The 19,426-nt window shown below is 71.5% G+C and carries 21 protein-coding genes; all 21 read right to left on the reverse strand.

Annotated elements, in window-relative coordinates:
• Positions 1 to 8 precede the first annotated feature (8 nt).
• The 21 genes from trpA to Q9S78_RS11480 all read right to left on the reverse strand — a co-directional run bounded on the left by trpA (position 9) and on the right by Q9S78_RS11480 (position 19,347).
• A complete protein-coding gene (gene trpA / locus Q9S78_RS11380) occupies positions 9 to 809 on the reverse strand; it encodes a tryptophan synthase subunit alpha (RefSeq protein ID WP_311870265.1) in 801 nt (266 codons plus the stop codon).
• Positions 806 to 2,065 (reverse strand): tryptophan synthase subunit beta, encoded by a 1,260-nt coding sequence (trpB, locus tag Q9S78_RS11385; protein WP_311870266.1) that lies wholly within the window; start codon positions 2,063 to 2,065, stop codon positions 806 to 808. Before trpB ends, trpA begins: the two co-directional genes overlap by 4 nt.
• Positions 2,062 to 2,838 carry an indole-3-glycerol phosphate synthase TrpC gene (gene trpC, locus Q9S78_RS11390; protein WP_116229097.1) on the reverse strand — a complete coding sequence of 259 codons (777 nt, stop codon included), beginning with the start codon at positions 2,836 to 2,838 and terminating at the stop codon, positions 2,062 to 2,064. The genes trpB and trpC overlap by 4 nt, the downstream gene beginning before the upstream one ends.
• Before the next feature lies 1 nt (position 2,839).
• On the reverse strand, positions 2,840 to 3,067 hold the full coding sequence (locus Q9S78_RS11395; protein WP_018186769.1) for a DUF6704 family protein: 228 nt from the start codon (positions 3,065 to 3,067) through the stop codon (positions 2,840 to 2,842).
• A 94-nt stretch (positions 3,068 to 3,161) separates the two neighbouring features.
• Positions 3,162 to 3,746 (reverse strand): Trp biosynthesis-associated membrane protein, encoded by a 585-nt coding sequence (locus tag Q9S78_RS11400; RefSeq protein WP_116229098.1) that lies wholly within the window; start codon positions 3,744 to 3,746, stop codon positions 3,162 to 3,164.
• Entirely contained in the window at positions 3,743 to 4,102 is a 360-nt protein-coding gene (gene hisI / locus Q9S78_RS11405) for a phosphoribosyl-AMP cyclohydrolase (protein WP_311870269.1), read from the reverse strand. Before hisI ends, Q9S78_RS11400 begins: the two co-directional genes overlap by 4 nt.
• Positions 4,099 to 4,863: an imidazole glycerol phosphate synthase subunit HisF gene (hisF, locus tag Q9S78_RS11410; protein WP_311870271.1), complete on the reverse strand. Its 765-nt coding sequence runs from the start codon at positions 4,861 to 4,863 to the stop codon at positions 4,099 to 4,101. The genes hisI and hisF overlap by 4 nt, the downstream gene beginning before the upstream one ends.
• Position 4,864: 1 nt before the next feature.
• Positions 4,865 to 5,707, reverse strand: coding sequence for an ATP phosphoribosyltransferase (gene hisG / locus Q9S78_RS11415; protein WP_018186765.1), 843 nt, complete (start codon positions 5,705 to 5,707; stop codon positions 4,865 to 4,867).
• 46 nt (positions 5,708 to 5,753) lie between these two features.
• The gene (locus Q9S78_RS11420) at positions 5,754 to 6,017 is read right to left on the reverse strand and encodes a phosphoribosyl-ATP diphosphatase (protein WP_018186764.1); all 264 of its coding nucleotides are present in this window, start codon (positions 6,015 to 6,017) and stop codon (positions 5,754 to 5,756) included.
• A 56-nt stretch (positions 6,018 to 6,073) separates the two neighbouring features.
• The gene (gene rpe, locus Q9S78_RS11425; RefSeq protein WP_020097289.1) at positions 6,074 to 6,757 is read right to left on the reverse strand and encodes a ribulose-phosphate 3-epimerase; all 684 of its coding nucleotides are present in this window, start codon (positions 6,755 to 6,757) and stop codon (positions 6,074 to 6,076) included.
• Positions 6,758 to 6,772: 15 nt separating this feature from the next.
• Entirely contained in the window at positions 6,773 to 8,128 is a 1,356-nt protein-coding gene (locus tag Q9S78_RS11430) for an RsmB/NOP family class I SAM-dependent RNA methyltransferase (RefSeq protein WP_311870275.1), read from the reverse strand.
• Positions 8,125 to 9,057, reverse strand: coding sequence for a methionyl-tRNA formyltransferase (gene fmt, locus Q9S78_RS11435; RefSeq protein ID WP_311870277.1), 933 nt, complete (start codon positions 9,055 to 9,057; stop codon positions 8,125 to 8,127). The genes Q9S78_RS11430 and fmt overlap by 4 nt, the downstream gene beginning before the upstream one ends.
• Before the next feature lie 10 nt (positions 9,058 to 9,067).
• On the reverse strand, positions 9,068 to 11,017 hold the full coding sequence (locus Q9S78_RS11440) for a primosomal protein N' family DNA-binding protein (RefSeq protein WP_311870707.1): 1,950 nt from the start codon (positions 11,015 to 11,017) through the stop codon (positions 9,068 to 9,070).
• Positions 11,018 to 11,022: 5 nt separating this feature from the next.
• Complete coding sequence (gene metK / locus Q9S78_RS11445; protein WP_116229103.1) at positions 11,023 to 12,216, reverse strand: methionine adenosyltransferase; 1,194 nt, start codon at positions 12,214 to 12,216, stop codon at positions 11,023 to 11,025.
• Between the two features lie 116 nt (positions 12,217 to 12,332).
• Positions 12,333 to 12,587, reverse strand: a complete 255-nt coding sequence (gene rpoZ / locus Q9S78_RS11450) for a DNA-directed RNA polymerase subunit omega (RefSeq protein WP_018186758.1) — start codon at positions 12,585 to 12,587, stop codon at positions 12,333 to 12,335.
• A 111-nt stretch (positions 12,588 to 12,698) separates the two neighbouring features.
• Positions 12,699 to 13,280, reverse strand: coding sequence for a CoA-binding protein (locus tag Q9S78_RS11455; protein WP_311870279.1), 582 nt, complete (start codon positions 13,278 to 13,280; stop codon positions 12,699 to 12,701).
• Positions 13,277 to 14,614, reverse strand: a complete 1,338-nt coding sequence (locus tag Q9S78_RS11460) for an O-acetylhomoserine aminocarboxypropyltransferase/cysteine synthase family protein (RefSeq protein WP_311856730.1) — start codon at positions 14,612 to 14,614, stop codon at positions 13,277 to 13,279. The genes Q9S78_RS11455 and Q9S78_RS11460 overlap by 4 nt, the downstream gene beginning before the upstream one ends.
• Positions 14,615 to 14,643: 29 nt before the next feature.
• Positions 14,644 to 16,659 (reverse strand): acetate--CoA ligase, encoded by a 2,016-nt coding sequence (acs, locus tag Q9S78_RS11465; protein ID WP_311870281.1) that lies wholly within the window; start codon positions 16,657 to 16,659, stop codon positions 14,644 to 14,646.
• Entirely contained in the window at positions 16,656 to 17,480 is an 825-nt protein-coding gene (locus Q9S78_RS11470; RefSeq protein ID WP_018186754.1) for an ABC transporter permease, read from the reverse strand. Before Q9S78_RS11470 ends, acs begins: the two co-directional genes overlap by 4 nt.
• Positions 17,481 to 17,482: 2 nt before the next feature.
• The gene (locus Q9S78_RS11475) at positions 17,483 to 18,511 is read right to left on the reverse strand and encodes an aliphatic sulfonate ABC transporter substrate-binding protein (protein ID WP_311870283.1); all 1,029 of its coding nucleotides are present in this window, start codon (positions 18,509 to 18,511) and stop codon (positions 17,483 to 17,485) included.
• On the reverse strand, positions 18,508 to 19,347 hold the full coding sequence (locus Q9S78_RS11480; protein WP_018186752.1) for an ABC transporter ATP-binding protein: 840 nt from the start codon (positions 19,345 to 19,347) through the stop codon (positions 18,508 to 18,510). Before Q9S78_RS11480 ends, Q9S78_RS11475 begins: the two co-directional genes overlap by 4 nt.
• Positions 19,348 to 19,426: the final 79 nt, after the last annotated feature.

A 19,426-nucleotide genomic window follows, 5' to 3' on the forward strand; every position in this document is an offset into this window, starting at 1 on the left:
CGGCGAGTCTACGCGGTGACGGCGTGCGGTCCTGCGCCCTGCGACAGCTCGCGCGCCGTCGCCGCGAGCCCGTCGACGCCGCCGTCGCGCAGCGCGCGGACGAGCGCCGTGCCGACGATCGCACCGTCCGCGTACTCGAGGACACCGTCCACCTGGTCGGCGGTGGAGATCCCGATGCCGACGCAGGCGTTCTCGACCCCGTGGGTCCGCAGGCGGTCGACGAGGGCGCGGGCTGCGGCATCCAACTCGGCACGCTCCCCCGTGATGCCCATCGTCGAGACGGTGTAGACGAAGCCCGTGGAGTGCTCGGCGATCATCTTGATCCGCTCCTCGGTGGAAGAGGGCGCCGCGAGGAAGATGCGGTCCAGGCCGGTGCGCTCCGACGCGGCGATCCAGTCGGCGGCGGCGTCGGGGGTGATGTCGGGCGTGATGAGCCCCGCGCCGCCCGCAGCGGCCAGGTCGTCGGCGAAGCGGTCGACGCCGTACTGGAACACCGGGTTCCAGTACGTCATGACGACGATCGGGACGTCGACGCGCTCGGCGATCGCACGGACGGCCGTGAACGTGTCGCGGAAGCGGAACCCGGCCGCCAGGGCGGCCTGGGTGGCCTCCTGGATGACGACGCCGTCCATGACGGGGTCGGAGTAGGGCGGGCCGAGCTCGAGGATGTCGGCGCCGTTCTCGGCGAGGGCGACCGCGGCGTCGATGCTCGTCTGCAGGTCGGGATATCCGATCGGGAGGTAGCCCACGAAGGCCCCGCGTCCCGCCTCCTTCGCGGCGGAGATCGCCGCCGCGACGCGAGAGGTCACAGTTCGACCCCTTCGCCGCTGCCGTGCGCGGGGTCGGTCGGCACCTCGACGGGCTCCTTGTCGGCGTCGTAGAGCTCGAACCACCGGGCGGCGGTGTCCATGTCCTTGTCACCGCGGCCCGAGAGGTTGATCGCGATCACGCCGTCGGGACCCAGCTCGCGCCCGATGCGCAGCGCCCCGGCGAGGGCGTGCGCGGACTCGATGGCGGGGATGATGCCCTCGGTCCGGCTGAGCAGACGCAGGGCCTCCATCGCCTCGGTGTCGGTGGCGGGGATGTACTGCGCGCGGCCGATGCTCGCGAGCCACGCGTGCTCGGGACCGACGCCGGGGTAGTCGAGCCCGGCCGAGATCGAGTGCGATTCGGTCGTCTGCCCGTCCTCGTCCTGCAGGACGAACGTCTTGGCTCCGTGGAGGATGCCGGGGCGACCGCGTTCGATGGATGCCGCGTGCTTGGGCGTGTCGACGCCGTCGCCGGCCGCCTCGACGCCGTAGAGCGCCACGCCCTCGTCGTCGAGGAAGGCGTCGAACATGCCGATCGCGTTCGACCCGCCGCCCACGCAGGCGACGACCGCGTCGGGGAGCCGGCCGATCTCGTCGAGGAGCTGCTGACGCGCCTCCTCGCTGATGATCTTCTGGAAGTCGCGCACCATCGCGGGGAACGGGTGGGGCCCGGCGGCGGTGCCGAAAATGTAGTTGGTCGTGTCGACCGACGCGACCCAGTCGCGGTACGCCTCGTTGATCGCGTCCTTCAGCGTCCGCGAGCCCGTCGTGACGGGGATGACCTCGGCCCCGAGCAGCCGCATGCGCGCGACGTTCAACGCCTGTCGCTCGGTGTCGACCTCGCCCATGTACACCGTGCACTCGAAGCCGAACAGGGCGGCGGCGGTCGCGGTCGCGACGCCGTGCTGGCCTGCCCCGGTCTCGGCGATCACGCGCTTCTTGCCGAGCCGCTTCGTGATGAGCGCCTGACCGATGACGTTGTTGATCTTGTGCGAGCCGGTGTGGTTGAGGTCTTCGCGCTTGAGGAAGACCCGCGCGCCGCCGGCGTGCTCGGCGAACCGGGGCACCTCGGTCAGGGCCGACGGTCGGCCGGCGTAGACGCTCAGGAGCCGGGAGAACTCGGCAGCGAAGGCGGGGTCCGCCTTCGCATCCTCGTAGACCGCGGTGAGCTCGTCGATCGCGGCGATCAGGGACTCGGGCATGAACCGCCCGCCGAACTCGCCGAAGAACGGACCGGTAGCTGCACGAAGACTCATGAACCTGCCTCCAGGAAGGCGGCGAGCGTCGACACGGGGTCACTCGTGACGAGCGCTTCGCCGATCAGGACGACGTCGGCACCCGCAGCACGGTAGTGCGCGACGTCGGCGGGTGAGAGGACCGCGGACTCGGCGATCTTGATCACACCCTCGGGGATGTCGGCCGCGAGCCGCCCGAAGAGGTCGCGGTCGAGCTCGAAGGTCGAGAGGTTGCGCGCGTTGACTCCGACCAGACGCGCACCGATGTCGTTCGCGCGCGCCAGTTCCTCCGCCGAGTGCGTCTCGACGAGGGGCGTCATCCCGAGCTCCTGCACGAGACCGTGGAGCTCGGCGAGCAGGTCCTGCTCGAGCCCGGCGACGATGAGCAGCACGAGGTCGGCGCCCGCGGCGCGTGCCTCGAACACCTGGTAGGCCGTCGAGATGAAGTCCTTGCGGAGCACGGGAAGCGTGACCGCGGCGCGGACGGCCTCGAGGTCGGCGAGCGAACCCTTGAACTTGCGCCCCTCGGTCAGGACCGAGATGGCGGACGCGCCGCCGAGTTCGTACCGGCGCGCCTGCAGCGCGGGATCGGGGATGTCGGCGAGGTCACCGCGCGACGGGCTCGCGCGCTTGACCTCGGCGATGATCTTGACGCGCTCTGCGGGTGCGAGGGCGGCGAGGGCGTCGATCGCGGCAGGCTGCGCGAGGGCAAGCTTCTCCACGACAGCAAGGGGGCGGACGGTCTCCCGCTCCCGTGCATCCTCCACCGCGCCGCCCATGAGGTCGGCGAGCATGTCAGTGCTGCTTCGAGACGGTCTTCGACCCGCCGACGCCGTAGCCGGCCTTGGTCATGATGAAGCCGACGACGAGACCGAGGAGCAGCAGGACGACCGAGAGCCAGACGAGGAGCGGCATCTCGAGGAAGAAGAACACGGTGCCGATCGTCAGCGCGACGAGCATGATGATGACCGTCGTCCATGCCGCCGGGGAGTGTCCGTGGCCGGGGTCCTCGATGCCGCTCATTGTTCTCCTTCGATGGGACGCACGGGTTGTCTGGATCGGCTGACGCCGCGTGATCAGTCTAGCGGGGCGTGCAGACTCCCCCGCCCCGCGGAGCTCAGGTGGTCGGGTCCTCGCCGCGCGAGAGATCGTCCCAGGAGTCGATGCTGTCGCGGGGACCGGCCGCGCGATCCGTGCGGTACTTCCGGCCCGCCGAGCTCCATCGGTGTGCCGTCGCGAGGGCGAGCACGCCGCCGAGCAGGATCAGAGCGGATGCCGCGACGGTGACCGCCGGCCAGGGCGTCGCCGTGACCTCGGTCACGATGGCGGCGATGCTCTTCTCCCCGCTGAGACCGGTGGCGTCGGTCACCGGGCCGGCGACGGCATCCACGGGTCGCTGAGAGGCGATGCGGAACGCACCCCATCCGAGGCCGGCGCCGAGGGCCACGGCGATGACGGCGAAGACGTGGCGGAGCACGCGGCCGACGATCGTCAGGGCGAGCCCGAGAGCGAGCGCCGCGAGGCTCAGGGGCGCGACGACGGCGAGGGCATCGGCTCCCGCGACGGCGATCGGCACCGGAGACCCGTCGTCGACGGTCGCCTCGAGCCAGGTCTGGGTCGACCCGATGATGCCGAGTGCGCCGCCGGCCAGGATCGCGAGGACGGCCGACAGGCGGGTGCGTCGCGACGTCGCCTCGGTCACGAGAACGCGCCGACGACGGGATCGAGGTCGTCGGCGTCGAAGCACGTGCGGTCGCCGGTGTGGCAGGCCGCGCCGACCTGCTCGACGGACACCAGCAGCGTGTCGCCGTCGCAGTCCAGCCGCACGCCCTTCACGAACTGCGCGTGGCCGGACGTGTCGCCCTTGCGCCAGTACTCCTGACGCGACCGCGACCAGAACGTCACGCGACCCTCGGTGAGCGTCCGGTGGAGGGCCTCGGCATCCATCCACCCGAGCATGAGCACCTCGCGCGTGTCGTGCTGCTGCACGATCGCGGGGACGAGGCCGTCGGCGTTGTAGACCACTCGGGACATGCGCTCCTCGATCGACCGGGTCATCGGCGGACCTCCACCCCTTCGCGGACGAGCGCGTCCTTGACGTCCGCGACGGTCAGCTGGCCGGAGTGGAAGACGGATGCCGCGAGCACCGCGTCGGCGCCGGCGGCGATCGCCGGGGCGAAGTGCGCGGCATCCCCTGCTCCTCCGGACGCGATCACGGGCACCGTGGACACCTCGCGCATGAGCGAGACGAGCTCGAGGTCGAAGCCTTCCTTCGTGCCGTCGGCGTCGATCGAGTTGACGAGGAGCTCCCCCGCACCGCGCTCGATCGCCTCGTGCGCCCAGGCGAGCGCGTCGAGGTCGGTGAGGGTGCGTCCGCCGTGCGTCGTGACGGCGAAGCCGGACGGCGTGCCGGGGGCGCGCTTGACGTCGAGGGAGAGGACGAGGACCTGCGCCCCGAAGCGGTCGGCGATCTCGCCGACGAGCTCGGGCCGGGCGATCGCGGCCGAGTTGACGCCCACCTTGTCGGCGCCGACCCCGAGGAGCCGTGCGACGTCCTCGGCCGAGCGCACTCCCCCGCCCACGGTGAGCGGGATGAAGACCTGCTCGGCGGTGCGCTGTACGACGTCGTACGTCGTGTCGCGCGCGTCGACGGTGGCCGTCACGTCGAGGAAGGTGATCTCATCGGCGCCCTGCTCGTAGTACCGGCGCGCCAGATCGACCGGATCGCCCATTTCGCGCAGGTTCTCGAAGTTGACGCCCTTGACGACCTTGCCCGCGGCCACGTCGAGACACGGGATCACGCGGCTGACGAGCGACACGTCAGAGCCTCGCGTTGTGGATGGCGGTCACGAGGATCGCCCGCGCGCCGATCTCGTAGAGGGCGTCCATGACCTGGTTCACGGTCTTCCGCGGGCTCATGACGCGGACGGCGACCCACTCGGGGTCGCGGAGCGGCGAGATCGTGGGCGACTCGATGCCGGGAGCGAGGGCGACCGCCTGGTCGACCAGGTGCGCCGGCAGGTCGTAATCGATGAGGACGTAGCGCCGGGCGACCATCACGCCGCGCAGGCGGCGCAGGAGCGTCTCGGTGCCGTCGGCCTCGGTCGGCGCGCCGATGAGGACGGCCTCGGACTCCAGCAGCACCGGTCCGAAGATCTCGAGCCCCGCCTGGCGGAGGGTCGTGCCGGTCGAGACGACGTCGGCGACGGCATCCGCGACACCCAGCTGGACGGCGGATTCGACCGCACCGTCGAGCGGCACGAGGTCGACGGCGACGCCGAGGTCGTCGAGGTACGCGTCGACCAGGCCCGGGTAGGCCGTCGCGACGCGCAGTCCGTCGAGGTCGGCGAGCTCCGTGAAGCGTCCGGGAGGGCCGGCGAACCGGAACGTCGAGCCGCCGAAGCCGAGCTTCTCGATCTCGCGGGCACCCGGCATCCGGGCGTCCAGCAGCAGGTCGCGACCGGTGATGCCGACGTCCAGCGCACCGGAGCCGACGTAGGTGGCGATGTCCTTGGGACGGAGGTAGAAGAACTCGACGTCGTTGACGGGGTCGATGGCGTGCAGGTCCTTGGGGTCGCGTCGACCGGTGTACCCGGCTTCGGCGAGCATCCCCGCGGTGGTTTCGGCGAGCATGCCCTTGTTGGGGACGGCGATGCGCAGCATGGAGCGTCTTTCGGTGTGGAGGTGGGCGGACGAGTCGAGGGACCGATCAGAGATGTCGGTACACGTCCTCGAGCGTCAGCCCCTTCGCGAGCATCATCACCTGCAGGTGGTAGAGCAGCTGCGAGATCTCCTCGGCCGTCTCGGTGTCGGACTGGTACTCGGCGGCCATCCAGACCTCGGCGGCCTCTTCGACGATCTTCTTGCCGATGGCGTGGACGCCGCGGTCCAGCTGCGCGACCGTGCCCGATCCCTCGGGACGGCTCGCCGCGGTCTCGCTCAGCTCGGAGAACAGTGCGTCGAAGGTCTTCACACCCTCCAGGGTACCGGCCCGCCGATCCCGGCCGGTCCGCGTGACGGCCGTGCTCGTCAGTGACGGTGGGCGGATGCCGCGGCCGAGCGGAGCGCGCTGATCGCTGCGCCGGGATCCTCGGCCCCGAAGACGGCCGAGCCCGCCACGAACGTGTCGGCACCGGCATCCGCTGCCTGCGCGATGGTCGATTCGCCGATGCCGCCGTCGACCTGGAGCCACACTCGCGACCCGCGCCGGCGGGCCTCGTCGCTGAGCCGGCGGAGCTTGGGCATCTGGTCGGCCATGAAGCTCTGCCCGCCGAAGCCGGGCTCGACCGTCATGACGAGGATCTGGTCGAACTCGTCGAGGACGTCGAATAGCTGCTCCACGGGGGTCGCAGGCTTGACCGCGACGCCGGCGCGTGCGCCGATCTGCCGCAGCCGACGAGCGAGGGCGACGGGGTCGGCGGCCGCCTCGAGGTGGAACGTGACGGATGCCGCCCCGATCTCGGCGTACTCGGGAGCACAGCGATCGGCGTCGCTGATCATGAGGTGCACGTCGAGCGGGACGGGGCTCGTCGCCTGGATGCGCTCGACCATCTGCGGGCCGAACGTCAGGTTCGGGACGAAGTGGTTGTCCATGACGTCGACGTGGACGAAGTCGGCCGACGCGATGCGGGCGAGTTCCGCCTGCATGTTCACGAAGTCGGCGGCGAGGATGCTGGGGTTGATGCGTACGTCGGAATCGGCCACGTCAGCCATTATCCCGGTGCCCGGTCAGTTCTTGCGGAGCAGCCAGATCGACATCGCGTCGGTGCCGTGACGGTGTGGCCACAGCTGGGCGCGGCCCGATCCATCCGACGGCTCCGCGAGATCGATATTTCCGCCGGCGACCTGCCGGAGCACCTCGCGCGCGTCGAGCTGGGTGAGAGCGTCACCGAACCGACGTTCGACCTCTGCCACGACACCCGCGGTCTCGGCGAGGTGAGGTGAGCACGTTACGTAGGCGACGACGCCGCCGGGAGCAAGCGCGTCGACCGCCGCGGTCAGGAGTTCGGTCTGCAGCTGCGTGAGTTCGGGGACGTCCGCCGGGGCCTTCCGCCACCGCGCCTCGGGCCGGCGTCGGAGGGCGCCGAGGCCGGTGCAGGGGGCGTCGACGAGGATCCGGTCGTAGACCCCGCGGCCCGCGCGGGTGCGACCGTCCTCCTCCGACACGGGCACGTCGAGAGGGACGGCGGCGACCGACTGCCGGACGAGGCGGGCCCGCGCAGGTGACACTTCGTTCGCCTCGACGATCGCGCCGCCGCTGGCGCCCTCGGCAGCCAGCACGGCGGTCTTGCCGCCGGGCGCGGCGCAGAGATCCAGCCACCGCTCCCCCGCGCGGATCGGGACCGCACGCGACAGGGCGAGGGCCGCAAGCTGCGACCCTTCGTCCTGCACGCGGACAGCACCCCCCGACCCGCGGACGATCCGGTCCGGGTCGCCACCGGCGAGGCGGAAGCCGATCGGGGAGAACGGGGTGCGCTCCGCGTCGTCCGGGATCGACCCGACGCCCGGCAGGGCGGTGAGGGTCACGGTGGGTGCGGCGTTGTCGGCGGCGAGGAGGTCGAGGAGCTCGTCGCCGCGTCCCTCGACGGAGAGTGCGCGACGGAAGGCGCGGATGATCCAGACGGGGTGCGCGAACCGGACGGCCAGGCGCTCGTCGTCGGAGCGGGCGGCATCCTCGATGCGGGTCAGCCACTCCTCCTCGTCCCGTTCCGACACGCGGCGGAGGACGGCGTTGGCGAACCCCGTCGCGCGCCGTCCGGCGACGCGGCCGACGAGGTCGACCGTCTCGTGGACGGCGGCGTGAGCGGGGACGCGGGTCGCGAGGAGCTGGTGCGTGCCGAGTCGAAGGGCGTCGAGGACGGGCGCGTCGACCCCCGAGACGGGGCGCGACGCCGCCATCTCGATGATGGCGTCGTAGGTCCCGACGCGGCGGAGGGTGCCGTAGGTCAGCTCGGTGGCGAGGGCGGCATCCGCCGTCGACAGCCGGGCGCGATCGAGTTCGCGCGGCAGGAGGAGGTTCGCGTAGGCGTCGTCCTCGCCGACGGCGCGGATGACCGCGTACGCGACGTCGCGGGCGGCGCTCACGAGACCGCTCCAGGGAGATCGATCCGAGGATCATCGACGCGGAGCCCGCGCCACCAGTCGGCCGCGTTCATCGCACCCTTTCCGGCGGGTTGGACCGTCCGGAGAAGGACGGTTCCCTCCCCCGTGCCCGCGACGACGTCACGGCCGACGAGCGCGACCTGACCGGCCTCGAGATCGGCGTCGGGACCGCGGAGGGCGGCGAGCACCTTCACCCGCTGACCGTCGAGCGACACGTGGGCACCGGGCTCGGGCGTCGTCCCGCGGAAGCGGTCGATCACCCGGTCAGCGGGTTCGGCCAGATCGAGGGCGCCGTCGGCCTGGGTGAGCTTCGGCGCGAGGGTGGGTTCGCCGTGCTGGGGCGTCGTGACCGCCGAGCCGTCGGCGATCGCATCCACGACTCCCGAGACGAGTTCCGCGCCGGACGCGGCCAGGTCCGTGAGCACGTCGCCCGCCGTGGCACCGCGCGGGACGTCGTAGCGGAGCTCGGCGAAGACGTCCCCGGCGTCGAGGGCGGGGACGAGCTGGAACACGGCGGCGCCCGTCACACGGTCGCCGGCGATGAGCGCGTGCTGCACGGGCGCCGCGCCGCGCCAGCGCGGGAGGAGGGAGAAATGCAGGTTGATCCAGCCGTGCGGCGGCATCGATAGGAGCGGTTCGCGCACCAGTCCGCCGTAGGCGACGATGACACCCAGGTCCGCGCCGAGCGCGGCGATCTCGGCCGTCGCGGCGTCGTCGAGGCGGTCCGCCTTGACGATCGGGAGCCCGAGCTGCTCCGCCGCCACCGCGACCGGCGAGGGCGTCAGGACGCGCTTGCGTCCGATCGGAGCATCGCGTCGCGTGACGACGCCGACGACCTCATGGGACGAGGCCGCGAGGGCGCGGAGGGACGGGACGGCCGGTTCGGGGGTTCCGGCGAAAACGACGCGCATGCAGGGGTCCTCACAGATCGAGCTCGGGCACATCGAGCCGAACCCTGAGTGTAGTCCGGGGTCCAGGACCCCGGCGGCGACCCCGGACCGCATCGGCGACGACGGATGCCCGCAGCTGCTCGGCGACGGCGCGGCCGTGCGCGTAGTCCACCCGGACGAGGGCGCGCGCGCCGTCGTCGGTGGGCACCGGGCCGAGCACAGACAGCGGGGCGAGGTCGGGAACCGTCTCGCGCAGCTCGGCGAGGGCGCGGTCGACGGATGCCGCGGCCCCCTCGACGGCGGCGACCCGGACGGTCGGGGGCATCAGCAGTGGCGCCCGGTCCGCGAGCTCGGCACGTGCGTATGCGGCGTGGGTCCACGTCGCGAGGGCACGGGCGACGGGACCGGTGACGCCGACGAGATGGACGGCCGAGCCGGGAGCCGCCAGCGCGGCGGCGTTCGACCACCACCGCAGGCACGATTCGCCGATCCGCAACTGCTCGGCCATGAGCATCTTGTCGCCGTCGAGGAGGATGACCGCACGGTAGCCGCCCTCCGCCGCGGGCTCCGCTCCGCGCGTAGCGATCACGAGGGCCGGTCGGCCGTCGACCGATGCGACGGGGTGATCGCCGTCGGCGACGATGACACGGATGCCGGGGAACGCCCGACCGAGTTCGTCCGCCGTACGTTCACTCCCCGATGACGCCATCCGGAAGCGCGTCCCGGCGCAGTTGGCGCACGTCCAGTTCGGCGCCGACCGGCCGCACCATCCGCAGTCGGGAGTCGCACCGGGGCGGCGGGCACGGAGCGGGCCGGAGCAGTGCCGGCACCGGGCGGGAGTTCGGCACTCCGCGCAGACGAGGACGGGTGAGTAGCCCGGCCGGGCGACCTGGACCAGCACCGGGCCGTGCTGCAAGGCCTCTCGCGCCGCACCGAAGGCGGCCGAGGGGACGCGGGCACCGCGGTACTCGGCCTCGTGCGTCGCGGACAGGACGACCCTCGGACTGACCCGTCGCGACGCGGGGATCTCACGCACCCACCCGAGCTGGACGAGACGCTCGACATCGGTGGTGCGGGTGTGGCCCGCGAAGACGAGCGCGGAGTGCTCCTCCTCCTGACGGACGAGCGCGGCATCCCGTGCGTGGACTCCCGGACTGAGCGGCTCGGCGAGAAGCGTGTCGCCGTCGTCCCAGACGAAGACGGCGCCGACATCGTGGGCGGGCGCGTACACGGTGGACCTGTTCCCGACGACGATGCAGGGCGTGGGACTCAGCATCCGAAGGTACGTCGCGTACCGCTCCGGGCCCGAGCGTCGGGCGTCGTCGCGGACGACCGCCTCGCCCGGGAGGAGGGTCGTCAGGGCGTCGAGGAGCTGCGTCTGGTCCCGGTGATCGGGGACGACGAGCAGCGCGCTCCGACCGCTGTCCAGGACGAGCGCGGCGAGGCTCGCGAGCAGGTCCGCCCACGCACCGCGGAGCGCTCCGGGAGTCGGATGCGGCGGGGCGTCGATCGCGACCCGCTCCCCGGACAGGACGGCGTCGGCGAGCCCCGGATAGGGCGATGCGAGCTCGTGCGCGCGGGTCACGGCATCCGGATCCACCTGCGGCGTTCCGGGCGGATCGGCGGCGAGCCAGGCCTTCTCGGCACGCACCATCCGCTTTGGCACCGCAAGGCGCAGGATGTCGCTCGCCGAGCCCGCGGCACGGTCGGCGACGCGCCGTGCCAGCGCGTAGAGGGATGCCGGAAGCACCGGTACCGGAGAGACGACGGATGCCACCTCGGACAGCGGCCGCCCGCCGGGCTCGACCTCGGCCCGCTCGATGACCCAGCCCTCGATCATCCGGCCGGCGCTCCGCAACGGCACCTTCACCCGCACACCCGGTTGCGCGTCGGCGTCCAGGGCGCCCGGCACGGCATAGTCGAAGAGCCGGTCGAGTTGAGGGAGCGGCGAATCGAGGAGGATCCGCGCGACGGCGACCACGGGCGTCAGAGCCCGGCGGCGGCCCGCAACGCGTCGACGCGGTCGGTGCGTTCCCACGTGAACTCGGGCAGTTCCCGCCCGAAGTGTCCGTAGGCGGCGGTCTGCGCGTAGATCGGGCGCAGGAGGTCGAGGTCGTCGATGATCGCCTGCGGCCGGAGATCGAACGATTCGCGGATCGCGGCGGTGATCTTCTCGTCCGAGACGTGGCCCGTTCCGAACGTCTCGACGTACAGCCCCACGGGGGCGGCACGGCCGATCGCGTAGGCGACCTGCACCTCGAGCCGGTCGGCCAGGCCCGCCGCGACGGCGTTCTTCGCGACCCAGCGCATCGCATACGCCGCCGAGCGATCGACCTTGGAGGGGTCCTTGCCGCTGAAGGCCCCACCGCCGTGACGCGCGGCCCCACCGTAGGTGTCGATGATGATCTTGCGACCCGTCAGGCCCGCGTCACCCTTGGGACCGCCCACGACGAAGGGGCCCGCCGGGTTGATGACGTAGCGCACGCCCGAGACGTCGAGCCCCGTCTGGGCGAGGACGGGGTCGATGACCTCGGCCTGCACCGCGGCGCGGAGGGCCGGAAGCGAGATGTCGGGGTGGTGCTGGGTGGAGAGGACGACCGTATCGACGGTCCGCGGCGTCGTGCCGTCGTAACCGAGGGTCACCTGCGTCTTGCCGTCGGGGCGGAGGAACGGCAGTGCGCCGCTGCGACGCGCATCGGTGAGCCGCTCGGCCAGCCGGTGGGCGGTCCAAATCGCGGTCGGCATGTACACGGGCGTCTCGTTGGTCGCGTAGCCGAACATGATGCCCTGGTCCCCCGCGCCGAGCGCGTCGACGGGGTCGACCGAACCGCCCTCGCGGTGCTCCAGGGCGTTGTCGACGCCCGCGGCGATGTCGCCCGACTGCTCGCCGATCGACACCGTCACACCGCACGAGTCGCCGTCGAAGCCGGTCTCGGAGGAGGTGTACCCGATGCGGTTCACGACGCGACGGACGATCCCCGGGATGTCGACGTAGCCGTCGGTGCGGACTTCACCTGCGACGTGGACGAGGCCCGTCGTGACCAGTGTCTCGACGGCGACGCGGCTGCCGCGGTCGACCGCGAGGAGGGCATCGAGGATGCTGTCGGAGATCTGGTCGCAGATCTTGTCGGGGTGACCTTCGGTCACGGACTCCGACGTGAACAGGCGCAGCGCGCTCATCGGTCCTCCAGAGGGCGGATCGGGGGTGTGTAAACCATCATGCCCGCGGCCCCCGACACGGGGGGCTCGCGGGCATGAGGATGACGCCGTGTGGCGCCGGGGTCATGAGGTCGAGATCACTCGGCCGCGCGGAGGCGCAGCTTGTCCTCGTGGATCTCGTGGAGGGCGATCGTCAGCGGCTTGTCTTCGACGTTGGAGTCGACGAGCGGGCCCACGTTGTCGAAGAGGTTGCCCTCGTGGAGGTCCGAGTAGTAGTCGTTGATCTGACGCGCGCGCTTGGATGCGTAGATCACGAGCTGGTACTTCGAGTCGACCTTGTTGAGGAGTGCGTCGATGGGCGGGTCGATGATGCCCTGGTCACGGTTGGCCATGGTGGTCCTCCAGGATCGGTGAGGAGAGATGTCTGCCGGAACGCGCGCGGACGCGGCGCGGCATCCTCTCAGTCTACAGGTCGCCGCGCGCCTGTGACGCCTGCGCCCGGCTCACCGGCTGAGAAGCTGCCGCTTCGAGCTGAGGACCCCGGTGTCGAAGCCCGCCAGGTGAAGACCACCGTGGAAGCGGGCGTGCTCGATCTTGACGCACCGGTCCATGACGACCGACAGACCCGCTTCGGCGGCGATCTTCGCGGCGCCCTCGTGCCACGAGCCGAGTTGCAGCCAGAGCGTCGAGGCACCGGCATCCACCGCCTCCTGCGCGACGCCGGGCAGGTCGTCGTGCTTGCGGAAGACGTCGACGATGTCGGGGACGACGGGCAGGTCGGCGAGCGACGCGTAGGCGGGCCTCCCGAGGATCTCGCTCGCCCGCGGGTTGACGTAATAGACGTCGTACGGCGAGCTTCCACTCAGGTAGGTGGCGACGAAGTAGCTCGCGCGCGCCGGGTTGTCGGAGGCACCCACGATCGCGATCGTCTTCGCCCGGCGGAGGATCTCGAACCTCTCCTGAGGACCGGCGGCGGGCCACGTCCGCACATCGTTCGCCGCCGCCGGCGCGCCGGGCAGCGCGCAGGCGACGCCGTCGGCCGGTGCCGGCGGGGTCGGAAGGGCGCAGGCGTTCGGATCGGTCATCGGGAGACTCCTGTCGCGGCGGTGAGGGCCTGATCGAGGTCCCACACGATGTCCTCGGGGTCTTCGAGACCGACCGAGATGCGGATGAGGTCGGCCGGCACCCCGGCGGCGACGAGCTGATCCGCGCTGAGCTGCTGGTGCGTCGTCGAGGCGGGGTGGATGACGAGCGTCCGGGCGTCGCCGATGTTGGCGAGGTGCGAGGCGAGCTGGAGCGCGTCGATGACCGCCTCCCCCGCCCGGCGACCCGCGGCGACGCGGTCGTCCTCGTTCGCGGCATCGTCGCCGGCCTTCACGCCGAACGCGAAGACCGATCCCGGCCCGAGCGGGAGGTACTTCTCGGCCCGTTCGCGGTGGGGGTGATCCGGCAGCCCCGCCCACGTGACGAACGAGACCCGGGGGTCTGAGGCGAGCCATTCGGCGACGATCCGCGCGTTCGCGCCGTGCGCGTCGATCCGCTGCGGCAGGGTCTCGATGCCCTGCAGCAGCAGGAAGGCGGAGTGCGGGCTGAGAGCCGCACCGATGTCGCGGAGCTGCTCGCTCCGGAGCTTGGTCAGGAAGCCGTACTCGCCGAAGTTGTCCCACCACTTGATGCCGCCGTACGAGGCGACCGGCTCGGTCATCTGCGGGAACTTGCCGTTCCCCCAGTCGAACGTCCCCTTCTCGATCACGACGCCGCCGAGGGTCGTGCCGTGTCCGCCGAGGAACTTGGTCACGGAGTGGATGACGATGTCCGCGCCGTGCTCGAGTGGGCGCGCGAGGTAGGGGGTCGCGAGGGTCGAATCGACGACGAGCGGGATGCCGGCCGCGTGTGCGACCTCGGCGAGGCCCTCGATGTCGGCGATCTCGCCCGACGGGTTGCCGATCGTCTCGACGTAGAGCACCTTCGTCTCGGGGCGGATCGCCGCCGCGTAGTCGGCCGGGTCGCTCGAGGCGACGAACGTCGTGTCGACCCCGAAACGGCGGAGCGTCACGTCGAGCTGAGTGACGGTGCCGCCATAGAGCTGCGCCGACGCGACGACGTGGTCGCCGACACCGACGAGCGCGGCGAAGGTGATGAACTCGGCGCTCATCCCGGAGGCGGTCGCGACTGCGCCGATGCCGCCCTCGAGGGACGCGAGGCGCTCCTCGAGTGCAGCGACCGTCGGGTTGCCGATGCGCGAGTAGATGTTGCCGTACTTCTGCAGCGCGAACAGGTTCGCGGCATCCGTCGCGTCGTCGAAGACGAAGGAGGAGGTCTGGTAGATCGGCACGGCGCGGGCGCCGGTCGCGGCATCCGGTGTTCCTCCCGCGTGCAGTGCGCGCGTGCGGAAGCCGAAGCGGTGTTCGTCAGTCATGTTCTCTCTCTGGCGGATGGTGCCGAAGGTCACGCCGCGGCCAGCGCGGCGGCGATGCGGTCGACGGCGTCGGGGTTCTGCAGCGACGTGGTGTCGCCGAGGGGCGCGGGTTCACGTCCGGCGCGGCGGTCCTGCTCGGCCTCCCACAGCTGGGCGAGGAGGCGGCGGAGGATCTTGCCGGAGCGGGTCTTGGGGAGGTCGGGGACGACGACCACATGACGGGGCTTGGCGACCGGGCCGATCTCGCGGGCGACGTGCGCGCGGAGGGCAGCGGCATCCGGCTGCCCCGCCCCGGACGGGACGACGAACGCGGCGACGGCGTGACCGGTGATCGGGTCGACGACGCCGGTGGTTCCGGCCTCTCCGACGGAGGCGTGCGCGACGAGCGCCGATTCGATCTCGATCGTCGACAGCCGGTGGCCCGAGACGTTCACGACGTCGTCGAGGCGGCCGAGGATCCAGATGTGGCCGTCGGCGTCGCGGGTCGCGCCGTCGCCCGCGACGTAGTAACCGCCGTGCTCACCGTGCCCGGCATAGGTCGACCAGTACGAGTCGCGGTACCGCTGGGGGTCGCCCCATACGGTCCGCGCCATCCCCGGCCACGGGCGACGCACGACGAGGGCGCCCGATCGGCCCGGCTCGACCTCGCGGCCGTCCGGATCGACCACCGCGGCGTCGATCCCGGGGAGCGGCACGCTCGCCGAGCCCGGCTTCAGCGTCGTGACTCCCGGTAGCGGGGCGATCATGGCGGCACCGGTCTCGGACTGCCACCACGTGTCGACCACGGGGACCTCGTCACGTCCGAAGGCGCGGCGGAACCACGCCCACGCGGCGGGGTTGATCGCCTCGCCGACGGTGCCGAGGAGGCGGATGCTCGACAGATCGTGGCCCTCGGGGAGGTCGTCGCCGAACCAGGTCATGAAGGTGCGGATGAGGGTGGGCGCCGTGTAGTACACCGTCACGCCGTACCGCTTGATGATCTCGAGGTGGCGCTCCCGGTGGGGCGCATCGGGGGTGCCCTCGTAGATGACCTGCGTGAGCCCGTTCGACAGCGGCCCATAGATCTCGTAGGTGTGGGCCGTCACCCAGGCGAGGTCGGCGGTGCACCAGTGGACGTCGTCGGGCTTCGCGTCGAAGTGCGCCCAGTGGGCCCAGCTCGCGTGCGCGAGGTACCCGCCCGAGGTGTGGACGAGGCCTTTCGGCTTTCCGGTCGTGCCCGACGTGTAGATGATGAAGAGCGGATGCTCCGCATCGAACGGCGTCGCCTCGTGGACGGGCGATGCCGTGTCGACGACGTCGTGCCACCAGACGTCGCGGCCGGGCGTCCAGGGCACGTCGCTGCCGGTGCGTCGGACGACGAGCACGTGCTCGAGCGCGGGCAGGCCTGCGGCGGCGATGTCAGCGGCGGACTTGACCTCGACCGCTCCCCCGCGTCGGAACTGACCGTCGCTCGTCACCAGCAGCTTCGCGCCGGTGTCCTCGAGACGGAACCGGACGGCCTCGGCCGAGAACCCGCCGAACACGAGCGAGTGCACCGCGCCGATGCGGGCGCAGGCGAGCGCGATGACGACGGTCTCGACGAGGACCGGCAGGTAGACGACGACGCGGTCGCCGGGCTGGATGCCGAGGGCGATGAGCGCGTTCGCGGCCTGCGACACCCGGCGCCGGAGGTCGGCGTAGGTGACCGCGGTGCGGTCGCCCGGCTCGCCTTCGAAGTACAGGGCCACCTTCTCGCCGCGCCCGGCCTCGACGTGACGGTCGACGCAGTTCGCCGCGACGTTCAGGGTGCCGCCGTCGAACCATCGGGCGACAGGGATCGACAGGTCGCCTTCCGCGGAACGGACGGGAGGGCGCCAATCGAGGGCGGTGTGCCACGGCGTCTGCCAGTCGAGCCGCCGGGCGGCGTCCTCCCAGAACGCGATCGGATCGGCCGCGGCATCCGCGTACGCACCCTGTGACACGTTCGCCTGCGCGGCGAAGGCCGACGGGGCAGGGTACGCGCGCGTCTCGACGAGGCGGAGCTCCTCGGTGGAGTCACCCGTCATGCCCATCTCCTCAGCAGACGGCGCTGCAGCAGGGTCACGAGCGCGTTCGACAGGGTCCCCAGTGCCGCCAGGATGACGATCGCGAGGAAGATGCGATCCACGCGGCCGGTGCTCTGCGCGTCGGTGAGGAGGAACCCGAGTCCCATCGACGCCGCGAGGAGTTCGGCGGCGACCAGGAAGAGCCAGGCCTGTGCGAGCGCGAGGCGCAGCCCCGAGATCAGGGCAGGAACGGTCGCGGGGAGCTGGACCGACCGGAACAGATCCCAGCCGCGGAGGCCGAAGGAGCGTCCCATCTCGACGAGGTGCGGATCGACGTGCCGCAGAGCGCCCGCAACCGTCGTGAACATCGGAAAGAACGCGCCGATGGCGACGAGAGTGACCTTCGAGTCCTCGCCGATCCCCATCCAGAGCAGGAGGAGCGGAACGAGCGCAAGGGAGGGGATCGCGCGGAAAGCGGCAAGGATCGGGCTCAGCAGCACGTCGCCGGAGCGCGTCAGCCCAACGATGGCCGCAACCGCCAGTCCGACGAGCGATCCGAACACGAACCCGAGAACGACGCGCTGCACCGAGATCGCGACGTGGGTCCACAGCGCGCCGCCCTCGGCGAGCTGGATCGCCGCGACCACGACGTCGACCGGAGCCGGGAGCCGGTAGGTCGGGATGAGACCCAAGCCCGTCACCGCCTGCCAGAGCGCGAGGACGGCGAGGGGGACGACGAGACCTCCGATGATGCGGACACTCGTCCGGGACCAGAACGGCCGCACCGCCGCGACGCCCGAAGGCGCTGCGGCGGTGGCGGTCGTGTCGACGGATGCCGTCATCGTCAGCCCGCCGCCTTCTCGGCGAAGGACGGCTCGATGATCGTGTCGAGTGCCTTGTCGACGGCATCCTGCCCGCCGGTCACGGCGTCGGAGTCGACGAGGACGGGCGCGATCTTCTTCAGGACGGCGAGCTGAGCCTCACCGGGGACGCCGCTGACGTCGAGGTTCGAGCGCTCGCCGATGACAGTCGTCGCGACCTTCGGGTCGATCCCGGCCACCTTCGCGAGCAGCGCCGCGGTCTCGTCGGGGTGCGCCAGCGCCCAGGTGCGCGCCTCTTCGTAGGCGTCCACGACGACCTGCGCGACGTCCTTGTGGTCGGTGAGGAAATCCTCGGTCGCGTTGAGGAAGCCGTAGGAGTTGAAGTCGACGTTCCGATAGATGAGCTTGTCGCCGGACTCGACCTCTGCGGCCGCCATGATCGGGTCCAGGCCCGCCCACGCGTCGACGGAGCCGCCGTCGAGGGCGGCGCGCCCGTCCGCGTGCTGCAGGTTCTGCACGTCGACGTCCTTGACGCTCAGTCCCTCGGTCTCGAGCGCCTGCAGGAGGAAGAAGTACGGGTCGGTTCCGCTCGTCGCGGCGACCTTCTTGCCCTTGAGATCGGCGACCGACGTGATGTCGCTGTCGGGGCCGACGACGATGGCCGACCACTCAGGCTGCGAGTACACATCGATGACCTTGATCGGCGAACCGTTCGCCCGAGCGAGGAGCGCGGCCGAACCGGCCGTCGAACCGACGTCGAGGGCGCCGGCGCGGAGGAGTTCGTTCGCCTTGTTCGACCCGGCGGACTGGGTCCACTCGACGTCGACGTCGTCGCCGAGAGCCTTCTCGATGAGCCCCTGGTCCTTCACGACGAGGCTGAGCGGGTTGTAAGTCGCGAAGTCGATCGAGAGGGTGTCGGTCGACCACGATCCGGCGCTCGCGCCATCGGAGGACGAGCTCGCGTTCTCGCCCGCGAGGCAGCCCGTGGCCATGAGCATCACCACAGCACCCACGGCGAGGGCGGGAACGGTGCGGCGGATGACGGTGCTCATCGGGTCTCCTGAGGGGTTGAGCGGTGGGTGTCGACGCCGAGTCCGTCGAGGAGCTCGGCGCGGAGGTCCGTGAAGCCGCGATCTGCGCGGTCACGGGGACGGATGCCGGGGACCTCGATCACACGGGCGATCGAGGAATCCTCGGAATCGGCATCGATCGCGCGCAGCTGGAGCACGCGATCTGCCAGGTACAGAGCCTCCTCCACGTCGTGCGTCACGAGGACGACAGTCGTGGGTTCGGCGGAATGGATGTCGAGGAGCAGGTCCTGCATGCGGAGCCGCGTGAGCGCGTCGAGTGCTCCGAACGGTTCGTCAAGCAACAGCACCTCGGGACCGCGGGCGAGGGCGCGCGCGAGCGACGCCCGCTGCGCCATGCCGCCCGACACCTCACGCGGCCGGAGTGACGCGGCACCGGTGAGCCCGACGAGCTCGAGCAGCTCCGCGACGCGCGCCGACACGTCGGGGCGCGCGGTGCCGCGCGGCATCCCGATCTCGACGTTCTGCGTGAGGGTGCGCCACGGCAACAGGCGCGGCTCCTGGAAGGCGACGGCAGTGCGCGCGTCGGTGTCGCGGAGCGGCGTGCCGTCGACGGTCACCGACCCGGCGGACGGGGCGTCGAGCCCCGCGAGGAGCCGGAGCAGCGTCGACTTCCCGCATCCCGAGGGCCCCACGACCGCGATGATCTCACCGGGCTCGATGTCGAGATCGACGCCACGGAGGACGGGCACCGGTCCCGCCGCGCCCGCGAACGTCCGGCGGACACCCGACAGCGACACGGCGCCGCGCGGGGCGGCAGCGCGTCGGACGGCGTCGGAGGCGGTGAGGACAGCGGACATGCCCCCCAGCCTTCCGGAAGGTGTCGGATCGACCGCATCGCGTCGTAACGGTGTGAAACGAAGCAGTGGCGGGAGCCGT

Source organism: Microbacterium aquilitoris, from assembly GCF_031932285.1.
GTDB lineage: Bacteria > Actinomycetota > Actinomycetes > Actinomycetales > Microbacteriaceae > Microbacterium > Microbacterium aquilitoris.